At 42.3% G+C, this 11,753-nt stretch carries 11 protein-coding genes; 5 read left to right on the forward strand and 6 right to left on the reverse strand.

Annotation, left to right across the window (positions count from 1 at the left end):
- Nucleotides 1-2,187, forward strand: a complete 2,187-nt coding sequence (ovoA, locus tag WAE57_RS12480; protein WP_337710847.1) for a 5-histidylcysteine sulfoxide synthase — start codon at nt 1-3, stop codon at nt 2,185-2,187.
- Between the two features lie 382 nt (nt 2,188-2,569).
- Here ovoA and WAE57_RS12485 read toward each other — a convergent pair whose 3' ends face one another.
- Nucleotides 2,570-2,815, reverse strand: coding sequence for a DUF2789 domain-containing protein (locus tag WAE57_RS12485; protein ID WP_086195302.1), 246 nt, complete (start codon nt 2,813-2,815; stop codon nt 2,570-2,572).
- A gap of 271 nt (nt 2,816-3,086) precedes the next feature.
- Nucleotides 3,087-3,737 (reverse strand): HAD family hydrolase, encoded by a 651-nt coding sequence (locus WAE57_RS12490; RefSeq protein ID WP_337710848.1) that lies wholly within the window; start codon nt 3,735-3,737, stop codon nt 3,087-3,089.
- A 182-nt stretch (nt 3,738-3,919) separates the two neighbouring features.
- On the opposite strand from WAE57_RS12490, the gene WAE57_RS12495 reads away from it, so the two are divergent.
- Both WAE57_RS12495 and ptsP read left to right on the forward strand, forming a co-directional pair.
- Entirely contained in the window at nt 3,920-4,396 is a 477-nt protein-coding gene (locus WAE57_RS12495; protein ID WP_086198437.1) for an RNA pyrophosphohydrolase, read from the forward strand.
- 88 nt (nt 4,397-4,484) lie between these two features.
- The gene (ptsP, locus tag WAE57_RS12500) at nt 4,485-6,782 is read left to right on the forward strand and encodes a phosphoenolpyruvate--protein phosphotransferase (RefSeq protein ID WP_086174015.1); all 2,298 of its coding nucleotides are present in this window, start codon (nt 4,485-4,487) and stop codon (nt 6,780-6,782) included.
- 4 nt (nt 6,783-6,786) lie between these two features.
- On the opposite strand, the gene WAE57_RS12505 is transcribed toward ptsP, so the two are convergent.
- The 3 genes from WAE57_RS12505 to WAE57_RS12515 all read right to left on the reverse strand — a co-directional run bounded on the left by WAE57_RS12505 (nt 6,787) and on the right by WAE57_RS12515 (nt 9,438).
- Entirely contained in the window at nt 6,787-6,978 is a 192-nt protein-coding gene (locus tag WAE57_RS12505; RefSeq protein ID WP_337710849.1) for a hypothetical protein, read from the reverse strand.
- A 186-nt stretch (nt 6,979-7,164) separates the two neighbouring features.
- Nucleotides 7,165-7,545 (reverse strand): YkvA family protein, encoded by a 381-nt coding sequence (locus WAE57_RS12510; protein ID WP_337710850.1) that lies wholly within the window; start codon nt 7,543-7,545, stop codon nt 7,165-7,167.
- A gap of 219 nt (nt 7,546-7,764) precedes the next feature.
- Nucleotides 7,765-9,438 (reverse strand): acyl-CoA dehydrogenase family protein, encoded by a 1,674-nt coding sequence (locus WAE57_RS12515; protein ID WP_337710851.1) that lies wholly within the window; start codon nt 9,436-9,438, stop codon nt 7,765-7,767.
- 94 nt (nt 9,439-9,532) lie between these two features.
- On the opposite strand from WAE57_RS12515, the gene WAE57_RS12520 reads away from it, so the two are divergent.
- A complete protein-coding gene (locus tag WAE57_RS12520; RefSeq protein ID WP_337710852.1) occupies nt 9,533-10,174 on the forward strand; it encodes a TetR/AcrR family transcriptional regulator in 642 nt (213 codons plus the stop codon).
- 153 nt (nt 10,175-10,327) lie between these two features.
- Here the strand turns inward: WAE57_RS12520 and WAE57_RS12525 are convergent, their stop codons facing one another.
- Nucleotides 10,328-10,963 carry a LysE family translocator gene (locus WAE57_RS12525; protein WP_337710853.1) on the reverse strand — a complete coding sequence of 212 codons (636 nt, stop codon included), beginning with the start codon at nt 10,961-10,963 and terminating at the stop codon, nt 10,328-10,330.
- A gap of 130 nt (nt 10,964-11,093) precedes the next feature.
- On the opposite strand from WAE57_RS12525, the gene WAE57_RS12530 reads away from it, so the two are divergent.
- The gene (locus WAE57_RS12530; protein WP_337710854.1) at nt 11,094-11,576 is read left to right on the forward strand and encodes an Lrp/AsnC family transcriptional regulator; all 483 of its coding nucleotides are present in this window, start codon (nt 11,094-11,096) and stop codon (nt 11,574-11,576) included.
- Nucleotides 11,577-11,753 lie beyond the last annotated feature (177 nt).

Below are 11,753 nucleotides of genomic sequence, written 5' to 3' on the forward strand. Positions count from 1 at the left end.
ATGTTGAGGGATTTATTATCTGCGCGAGCTAAAAAAGACCAATCGGCAATCCATCCTCATAATTCCTGCGTGTGGCAAGGTGCAAAAATTTCCCTGCTGCCTACACCCAATTTAAACTTTGCCGATGAAGCCACTGCACGGCGTAGCTTGCGTGATTATTTCCTGAATACTTTCGACAGCTATGAGCTACTGTTTGACTGTCTGAAAAATCCGGAAGGCTATTACCTCAAGCCCATCTCTTTACGTCATCCGCTAATTTTTTATTTTGGCCATACCGCCACTTTTTTTATCAATAAATTGTTGCTGAGCAAACTGATTGGCGAACGCTTGAACCCGCAGCTGGAAAGTATTTTTGCTGTCGGGGTCGATGAAATGAGCTGGGATGACCTGAATGACCGGCATTATGAATGGCCGAGCATCGCAGAAGTCCGGGCTTATCGTCATCAGGTACGCAATCTGGTGCTGAATCTGATTGAGCATGCACCACTGACATTACCCCTGAACTGGCACAATCCGTGGTGGTCCATCATCATGGGGATTGAACATGAACGGATTCATCTTGAAACTTCATCGGTACTGATTCGTCAGCAGAAGCTGGACTATGTACACAATCATCCACAGTGGCGTGCCCAGGTCATGACCGGGGTTGCCCCTGAAAATATATTAATTGCGGTTCCTGAAGGCAAAGTGTCACTGCACAAAACCTTCAATGCTGCTTTTTATGGCTGGGACAATGAGTTTGGTCAGCATCAGGCGGATATTCCCGCTTTTGAGGCTTCACAATATTTAGTGTCCAATCAGGAATTCTTGAGCTTTGTGGAAGATGGCGGTTATGCAACTGATCGCCACTGGACCGCAGAAGGACAGGCCTGGCTGAAATTTTCCCAAGCAGCACATCCCTGCTTTTGGCGAGAAACACCTGAAGGCTGGTCACTGCGTATTATGCTGGAAGAAATTCTCATGCCTTGGGACTGGCCGGTAGAAGTGAATTACCTGGAGGCCAAAGCTTTTTGTCACTGGAAAGCCGAGAAAACTGGTCAAAACATTCGCTTGCCCACAGAAGATGAGTGGTATCGGCTCTATGATGTGGCAGGTTTGGATCCTGAGCTGCCCTGTCCGGATCATGCCAATATCGAACTGAAATACGGAACCAGTTGCTGTCCGGTGAATTATTTCCAGCAAGGCGATTTTTTTGATATTCAGGGCAATGTCTGGCAATGGACTGAAACTCCGATTTATCCTTTTGACGGTTTTCAGGTGCATCCGATCTATGATGATTTCAGCGCCCCAACCTTTGACGGACAACATAATTTAATCAAAGGCGGTTCCTGGATTTCTGCCGGCAATGAGGCTTTGCATAGCTCCCGTTATGCCTTCCGCAGGCATTTCTTTCAGCATGCCGGATTCCGCTATGTTGCCGCCTCACAAGCGCTGCAGCAGTTTCAATCGCAATATGAAACTGACCAGATGATCTCGCAGTATTTAGAATTTCAGTACGGCGTAGAATATTTTAACGTGCCCAATTTTGCCCAAAGCCTGATCAATATTGCACGGCCTTATTTCAAAGATCTGGCAACACATCAGGCATTAGATATCGGTTGTGCCACAGGTCGGGCCAGCTTTGAACTGGCAGCTTATTTTGATCAGGTTACAGGACTGGACTTTTCCGCGCGTTTTATTCAGCAAGCGGTACAGTTGGCACAAGGCGAAACGCTACGCTACACCCTGCCGATTGAGGGTGAACTGATGGAATATAAAGCTTGTAACTTAAAAGAATTGGGTCTGAATACTCATGCCGATAGAGTAGAGTTTTATCAAGCAGATGCCTGCAATTTAAAGCCACATTTTAGCGATTACAATTTTATTCTGGCTGCCAATTTAATTGACCGCTTACATCATCCCAAAGATTTCTTAGCCGAAATCCATCAGCGTTTAAAACTGGGCGGGATTTTAATGCTGGCCTCGCCCTATACCTGGCTAGAGGAACATACCGCACGTGCTGAATGGCTCGGGGGTTTTAAAAAAGATGGGGAAAACTTTAGTACGCTGGATGGTATTGCCGAACTGTTACAAGAGCATTTTGAAATGCTGGCCGAACCTCTGGATATCGCATTTGTCATTCGTGAAACCGTACGTAAGTATCAACATACGCTGTCCCAAGTGACCTTATGGAAACGGGTGAGATAAAATTTTTATCTCAAAAAAAAAACAATCTACTGATTCAATACTGATCAGTTAAGGGATTTTACTATAAATGCCTTAGCTTTAAGTTATTCACAGCGGAGTCTTATCTTTTTAAATCAAATATTTGGAGCTCATTTGTTCTTTTGTTTAGCCAAAAGAACCAAAAGCATCTGTCATTCGCAAAACTCGTCCACTACCACCGAGTAGTACATCTATCGCAGAAACAGTAACTTTTTAATCTTGCGGTACAATGCACCTCATGCTTCAAACAGTTGCGAATGACGTTTCCGCGTATCAGAAACATAGTGAATTCAAAATAAAATACCAGTCAATTTCTTAACTGACTGGCATTCATTCTGTGGATTGGCTTTTTTCACTTTGATCTTTATTGAATCACTGAATCTTCATGTAAGGATTCATTCAACTGATCAACAATAATCGCCCATGAACCATCCGACTTGATTTTTTCTGCCAGGAACTGGCGCTGTGCTTCAGTCCAATATTCCGCTTCGGTAATTTTAGTCTGAGCATTGAGTTGATGCGTAGCAATAAACAGGGCGATCGCCTCTTCACTGGAGTCGAGTCCCAACTGCTCAAAAAGATTGGTCATTCTTGGACGTGTTTGGCTCATTTTGATCTCCCATTCTTCAAGCTAAAGTTTAATTTTTTATCAGTACTGATCATCATCTTTATATCTAATATACGGTAACTGCATAATGATAGTAAGGACTATTTTATCGTCCCTTAGTCGATATAACCCATTCAACCCGGTTCAGCAGATCGGTAGAAACCATCTTCAAACATGCAAGGATTTCGGTGCAATCCATCTTTTATTTTTAACTTTTAAAGCGGAGAGAACAGCCATATTCCATACAGCTCTCCCCTCCGTCAAAACAAATTGCCTAAATTGACCAGTCCTGAATTTCCCAGTTTTGCTCTTTGGCTAAAAGGGCTAAACGATCATCTGGATTGACCACAATGGCATGGTCGGCATGTTCCAACAGGAAGCGGTCATTGATTGAATCCGAATAAGCCCAGGATTCTTCCACATTGCGCCCTGCCAGCCATTGTTCCAGACGGATCAGCTTGCCTTTTTGGTAACACGCGGTATTGATGACTTTACCGGTATATTTGCCCTCAATCACTTCTGCATTGGTGGCAATAATTTCAGTAATGCCAAACTCATGAAAAATCGGTGCAGTAATAAAATCAGAAGTCGCGGTAATACCGACCAGTTCATGCCCTGCATCTTTGTGTTTTTGAATTGCAGCAAAACCTGCTGGACGCATTTGCGGGCGAATCACTTTTTTCATGAATAATTCATGTAATTCTTTCAAATAATCATTATCGTGCTGGGTTAAAAATTCAAAGACGAATTCGTTATAGGCAATCGGGTCAAGTTGCCCTGCTTTATAGTCCTCATAAAATTTGTCATTCATTTGACGATGTCGGATTGGATCGACTAAACCCTCAGTTACTAAAAACTCACCCCATGAATAATCTGAATCGGTATTGAGGAGGGTGTGGTCGAGGTCAAATAAAGCCAATTTCATGAAAATACTCGTAAAAACTGCAATTTAAGAAAAAAATTGTAAATCTATCTCCGCTAGTCGATAGAAATTCGTTAAGATCATAGCAATTTTTAACATTTAAGCTGTGCTTTTTTTCGAGATGGATATAGAAATAACAATCCCCGAACAAAAAGTCATACATTACAGAAGATTTAGGTAGCCAAATGATCGACTCAGAAGGTTTCCGACCGAATGTCGGGATCATTTTGGCAAACGACATTGGACAAGTTTTATGGGCAAAACGCATTGGACACAATGCTTGGCAATTTCCACAAGGAGGTATCCAGTATGGAGAATCCCCCGAACAGGCACTTTACCGTGAGCTGAGAGAAGAAGTTGGCTTATTGCCCGAACATGTACAAGTTATAGCGCAAACAAAAGGTTGGCTGCGTTATCGTTTGCCGCAACGGTATATACGCTCGGATTCAGATCCGGTGTGTATTGGTCAAAAACAAAAGTGGTTTTTACTCAAACTGACGGCTCCAGCCCGTAATATTCAGCTGGATTTGTCTGACCCACCCGAGTTTGACCAGTGGCAATGGGTAAGTTACTGGTATCCATTAGGACAGGTCGTGAATTTTAAACGCGATGTATACCGTAAAGCGATGGTGGAACTGTGTAACCAGTTACCTTCCATCTAAACTTAAAAAATCGTATGAAAATGCAGATTTTTTAGTGACATGTTGTTATAAATAAAAATAGTTTTAAATCTTTTTTGGAGCAGATTTTATGTCGAATATGCAACTGGATACCTTAAGACGCATTGTGCAAGAAATCAATGCGTCCACCAGTTTGCACGAGTCACTCGACATCATGGTCAATCAGGTGGCCGAAGCCATGCATGTAGATGTCTGCTCAATCTATCTGCTGGATGAGCGTAACCAGCGTTATCTGCTCATGGCTTCTAAAGGATTGAATCCTGAAGCTGTGGGACATGTTTCTTTGCACACCAGCGAGGGCCTGGTAGGACTGGTTGGACAACGCGAAGAAATTGTCAATCTGGACAATGCACCTAAGCACGAACGCTTTATGTACCTGCCAGAAACCGGTGAAGAAATTTATAATTCCTTCCTCGGTGTTCCGGTGATGTATCGCCGTAAGGTGATGGGCGTTTTGGTGGTGCAAAACAAAGAATCCCAAGATTTTAGCGAAGCAGCTGAATCCTTTCTGGTCACCCTGTGTGCGCAGCTTTCCGGTGTAATTGCCCATGCACATGCGGTAGGCAATATTGATGTGTTCCGCAAGCCCAGCACCTTGCCGGCTTATAAAACTTTTCAGGGGATTTCGGGTTCGGGTGGTATTGCCCTAGGTCGTGCAGTGATTCTCTATCCACCTGCCGATCTGGCTGCAGTACCGGATCGTGAAGCCGACGATATCAGTGAAGAACTGCAACTGCTGGATAATGCCTTAAATGCAGTACGCCAGGAAATCCTGTCGCTGGATGAGAAAATGCAAGATGCCTTAATGGCAGAAGAGCGGGCACTGTTTAGCGTGTTCTTGCGCATGCTGGATGAAAATGCGCTGCCTGCTGAAATCAAGGCGGAAATTCGTGATGGTAACTGGGCGCAAGGTGCAGTGCGTAATGTCATCGACAGTCATATTGCCCTGTTTGCACAAATGGAAGATGACTATTTACGCGAACGTGTTTCTGATCTGAAAGATCTGGGGCGCCGTATTTTGGCATTCTTGCAGGAAGCAGACGCCAGCCATCGTGAACTGACCGATGAAAGCATCCTGATTGGGGAAGAAATTTCGACTGCGGCACTGGTGGAATTACCGGTAGATAAAATTGCCGCCATTGTCACCACTGAAGGCGCCATGAATTCACATATGGTGATTGTGGCACGTGCTTTGGGTATTCCAACCGTGGTGGGTGTCACTGAACTGCCGATCAATACCCTGGATGATGTCGAAATGATTGTCGATGCCCATCAGGGTCGGGTGTTTATTAATCCGCCACGTCGTTTGCGTAGCCGCTATAAAGAAATTCAAAAAGAAGAAGAACAGATTGCCAAAGATTTAAAGCAGTATGAAACCAAGGATGCGATTACCCCGGATGGAGTCGCGGTCAAACTGTATGTGAATACCGGCTTGATGATTGATGTAGTGCGCGGTGTGCAACGTGGAGCGAAAGGAGTGGGTCTATACCGCTCCGAAATTCCGTTTATGCTGCGTGACCGCTTCCCGGGTGAAGAAGAACAGCGTGCGATTTATCGCCAGCAATTGAGCCACTTCGCCAATAAACCAGTAGTCATGCGTACCCTCGACATTGGTGCGGACAAAGACCTGCCCTATTTCTCGATTGAAGAAGAAAACTCTGCACTGGGCTGGCGCGGTATCCGTTTTACCCTGGATCATCCTGAAATTTTCTCTGCCCAGATTCGCGCCATGCTCAAAGCCAGTATTGGTCTGAATAACCTGCACATCTTGCTGCCAATGGTGACCAGTGTCAGCGAAGTGGAAGAGGCCTTATATCTGCTGGATCGGGACTGGCAAGTGGTGCAAGAAGAGGAACAGGTCAAAATTACCAAGCCCAAAATTGGCATTATGGTGGAAGTACCCAGTGTGCTGTTACAGATTGAAGAATTTTCTGAACTGGTGGATTTTTTCTCAGTCGGTTCCAATGACTTGACCCAGTATTTACTGGCGGTAGACCGTAACAATCCACGGGTTGCAAACGTATATTCCCACTTCCACCCTGCGGTCTTACGGGCGTTGTCACGCTTGGTGATCGAATGTCATAAATACGATAAACCGGTCAGTATTTGTGGAGAAATGGCCGGAGATCCCTTGGCGGCTGTGCTGCTGATGGCGATGGGCTTTAATACGCTATCAATGAGTTCCAGTAATATTCTGCGCGTGCGTAAAACCATTTGCCATGTACCGATGAGCGATGCACAAGAACAGCTGGAACGAGTATTGAAAATGAGCAATCCGCTGATCATTAAGAGCTGGATGGAGTATTACTTCAAGACCCATGGTCTGGGGGATATGGTGAAATCTGCAACCCGTATCGTGGGTGCTTAAAGGCTTAAATCAAAGCAAAACCGCAGAAATTAAAAGGGAGATAGTCATTTGAGTATCTCCCTTTTTTGTGCTTGTCATAGCCACGTTTTGCATTTTTCTTTCGGTCTACAAATACCTGGCTTTTGTTGACCTCATGCATGTGTTTTGCCACAAAGTTGTTAATCACAACCTCTGGCATTTGCTTTTTCTTTGCCATGTTTTTTCACCTGTTTGATGTTCGCCATCTTATCGATGGGATGGGTGATATTACGCCTTTTTGTACAGAATTCAAGCGGTTTTTCTGGTCAGATACATTTCGGGTAAAAGATCTATTCCACCCAAATAAAACCTATTTATTTCATTAACTTAAATTCAGATTTAAAATCTTTATATAAGCCGAACATTAGAATTTCTGCATATTCAAAAAATGCAGGGCCAAATAGCCCAGAAACAGCAGCCAGATTAAAATAATCACGCCTGCTGCCCAACGGTTTACAGGTCGCTCCGCTAATAGTGAGGCACGGTTTCTGCAATCTTCTATAATTTCTTTAGGCGTAAGCCGAATCACCAATAACAGTCCTAAGGGCACAATAATAATATCATCCAGATATCCCAGCACTGGAATAAAATCCGGAATCAAATCAATGGGTGATAAAGCATATGCCGCAACAATCAGCGCCAATATTTTGATCCAAACAGGCGTTCGCTCATCTTTAGCCACCAGCCAAACGACCACCACATCTTTTTTAATGCTTTTAGCCCATTGTTTAATTTTTTGATACATATAGGTACTGAAAATCAAAAATTTATCAATGACATATTAAATAAGTTTTCTTAAATGAATATAAATTTTGCAGTTTCAACCTTATGCTTGTGCAAGCCTTAGCAAAGTGGAATTGAGGGAAGCGAATAGAGATCTGGCTAATGCATAAATGAATGCCTAATTTAAAATGAAAATACCCTCTCCTTTTAGGAGAGGGTAAGGGAGAGGTATAAAAATAATTTAACTTGCCAAAGCCCTTTCCAACACCCGTTCTACATCCACCTGCTTCGCTTCAATCATGCCCACCACACGACCATGGAATTGGCTGAAACGCGTTTGAATAAAAGCAGCGGCCACGTAGTCCGGTGCATAACGTTTTAATAAAACCGCTTGCGCTAAAATGACTAAACGGCTGACCAGACTACGTCCCATAAACTGCACTTCTTCAGGGGATTGCTGGAATAACTTGAACAGACTCTGTAATTCATTTTTTAGCGTTTCATCTGGCATCGCAGTCGATGCCCAATCTTTAAACAGCACTTCAATAGACTCTGGTTCTCGCGCAATTGCACGTAGTACATCCAAGCACATCACATTGCCCGAGCCTTCCCAGATGGTATTGACGGGTGCTTCTTTAAAAATACGCGCCATGATGCCGTTATCGACATAGCCATTGCCGCCAAACACTTCCATCATCTCGCCCGTCAATTCAACCGCTCGTTTGCAAATCCAGAACTTGGAAGCAGGTGTCATGATTCTTTTCCACGCCAAAGACAAAGCATCATCAGATTCATAACAATGCGCCAGATGAAAACTTAAGTGCATTGCTGCTTCTGTTTCCAAGGCTAAATCGGCCAATACAGCACGCATCAACGGCTGTTCGGCTAAATGTTTGCCAAAAGCCTTACGCTGACGGGCATAGGCAATACATTGCACCAAAGCCTGACGCAGCATGGCGGTACTGCCCACAGAACAGGTCAAACGGGTGTAATTGGCCATTTCAATAATGGTCGGAATGCCGCGTCCCGCTTCACCAATCATGATGCCCCAAGCCTCTTTAAATTCAACTTCGGAACTGGAATTACTGCGGTTGCCGACTTTTTCTTTCAATCGCTGCACATGAATATTGTTCTTGGTGCCATCTTCCAGCCAGCGCGGTACAAAAAAACAGGCCAATCCATCCTGCTCGGTTTTGGCCACCACCAAATGAGCATCACACATCGGTGCCGAGAAAAACCATTTATGACCGGTCAGCAAATAGGCTTTGCCGCGACCTGAATCCGCTACTGGAACAGCCATGGTTTCATTGGCACGCACATCCGAACCGCCCTGCTTTTCGGTCATGCCCATACCCAGCCAGATCGATTTCTTTTGAGCAATCGGCAGGTCACGTTCATCGTATTCGGTAGATAATAATTTTTCGCCAATTTTGGCCCACAGCTCAGGTTCACGCTGGATTAAGGGAATGCTGCCCAAAGTCATTGAAGTTGGACACAGACTGCCGCATTCGACCTGTCCGCTTAAGTAAAAACGCGCTGCCCATTCCACCCATTTGGAGGAAGATGCCGCATGGTTAAATGGATGGGCATGGCTGTCAAACTTACGATTTAAAGCCATCCACTTGTGCCATGCAGGATGAAACTCAATGTAATCTTTACGGCGGCCACGGGCATCGAAGGCATGCAGAATGGGCGTGTGCTTATTGGCTAAATCGGCATATTGATAATATTCAGATGAACCGACAACTTTACCCATATGACACAAGGTTGCTTGGTCATGGCTGCCATAACGCTTCAATATTTCATGTAAAACCGTATCTGATGAAAATAAATTGTAATCTTGCAGTTCATCAAACTGGTTGCTGATTTGATGGGTCATCCATGTCTGATTCAATAACTGGTTCGATGTATTCATCGTCTATATTTCCTGCTTGTTGTTCTTGGCTTTTCATTCCAGTATAGAGAAAAATTCGCCACAGCATGTTCGGCTTTGTTTGATCAAGAGTTCTATGAAAAATCCACAGATACAGGTACGGCGTAAGCCACGCCAGTCAAGAGCCAAGCTGACTCAGGAAGCCTTGCAGGACAGTTTTGTTCGGCTTTTGCATGAGCGTGCTGCACATGACATTACCATTCGGGAGATTACCGATTTGGCCGGTGTGGGCCTAGGTACGTTCTATGAATATTTTTCTAAAAAGGAAGATTTGATTGCGCTGACCATTCACCGGCATGTAAAAACCAATGCCGAGGACTTAAAAACTTATGCACAAAGCCTAATCAAGTTATCCACAGAACTAAGTTTTGAAGATTATTTAAAGCAAGTGATCCATTATCAGCTTGAGCAGATTCAGGCACAGCAGTTTTTATGGGCGCAGACCTTTTTACTGGAACGGCAGATTTCAAATATTGAGAGTTATCGTAAAAGCTATGAAATGATGGTGCAGATGTGGCAAAGCATTCTTGCACCTTTTATTCAGGATACTGAACAGCTCAAGCGGATGAGTTTAAATGTACAACGGGTCTGTTATGGCTTTGTGTCGCAGACGTTGTTGATTGAGCCTGAATTTGAGGAGTGGGATGAGCTGGAGAGGGATATTATTCAGACTTTGGTCAACTTAATTTTTAATAAAAATGTTCTTTTTTGCAGTTAAAAATCCATTTTTAATTAGCAAAACACATCAAAATCGCTCATAAAAAAACCGACTTGTTTCCAAGCCGGGATTCTGCTGATTTTTTAACTTTTTATTTTATATTAACCTGTTGATATTACAATATTATTTCAATTTCATTTCATATAACGACCATTATGTTAAATAAGGCGTAAATTCTCTATATATCATGCTTAGAGCTAAGATAAACATCATAAGAGATAGTCCCTTAAGCAAAGTTCTTTGTATTTTCAAATTACGTAAAAACTTTTTTAGGCCTAAAGAAAAAAATACATAAAAACCGCCAATAACAGTCAAAGTTAGAACTGTGATTATCATTAAGGCAAAAGTTTGATCTTTCAGGCTAGATGCTCCAAAAATAGCTGGAAAAATTGCTAGGTAAAACGAAATGGTTTTAGGATTACTGAGCGTTATCAATAGCCCATCTCTATAAGAGAATATGGTTTCACTTACAGTATTTTGAGCTTGAGTTTCTAAGAGATCACCGTTAAAAGACCAAAAACTATAAGCTAAACACAATAAATACATACTCGATAAGAGAACTAAATAAAAAGAAAAATTTGGAATAAATTGAGTCAAAGACGTCAGTAAAAAAATAGAGGTTAATAGAAAGATCAGATCACCTGTGATTAGACCAATTAGCATAATGACGCCATTTTTATAGCCTTGTGTCAGTGTTTTAAACATTAGACCTGTCATACCTGGCCCAGGAAGAATTGCGGCTAAAGATAAAGTGAAAATATATGTGGTGAATTGTGCTAGATAGTCCATCTGAAAGTAGATCAACAAAAGAATTGGGACTATTTTTTAGTAAAAACAAAGAAGAAATTGATCTATATTTTTTATAAAATTGATAAATAAGGGTATAAAATTCCTATTTTATTTAATAATTTTAGTATTTATGCCTACTCATAAAAAAATTGATAAAACTGATGTAAAAATTTTAGAGTTGTTACAGCAGGACTCACGCATTACAACAGCTGAGTTATCAGAACAATTGAGCTTATCAACTTCTCCATGTTGGCGTAGAGTCAAGCAACTTGAAGATACTAAGATTATTAAAGGATATGGAGTATTACTTGATCGTAAAAAAATAGATTTAGGTGTAATGGTTTTTATACGTGTATCTATTGATAGCCATAGTGAAAAAGAAGCTAAAAAATTTGAGGAAGAAGTAACTGCTTTAGATTATGTCGTTGCATGTTATAGCATTGGAGGTGATGCAGATTTCTTACTTCAAGTTGTATCCCCAGACCTTGATACTTATGCGGAGTTTTCTATGTCAACAATTAGAAGATTACCAGGGATAAAAGAAATGCAGAGTATGTTTGTTCTAAAAGAAATAAAACCATTCATAGGTTTTCCAGTTAAACCTTCGCAATAGTATTTTTTAAAATTTAAAGCCTAGATCAAGTCTAGGCTTTTTTGTGTTATTCCTAAGTAGAAATGTCCTACCTAATAACTAAATAGAAATGTCCTATATCCGACATAGATACCAACATATCAAACCGTACGCTTCGATAATCGCAAAAGTGCGTATTCTAAAAGCGGACATTTCTAC

The sequence above is a fragment of the Acinetobacter sp. NS-4 genome (assembly GCF_037402435.1).
In the GTDB taxonomy this organism is placed as follows: Bacteria; Pseudomonadota; Gammaproteobacteria; order Pseudomonadales; family Moraxellaceae; genus Acinetobacter.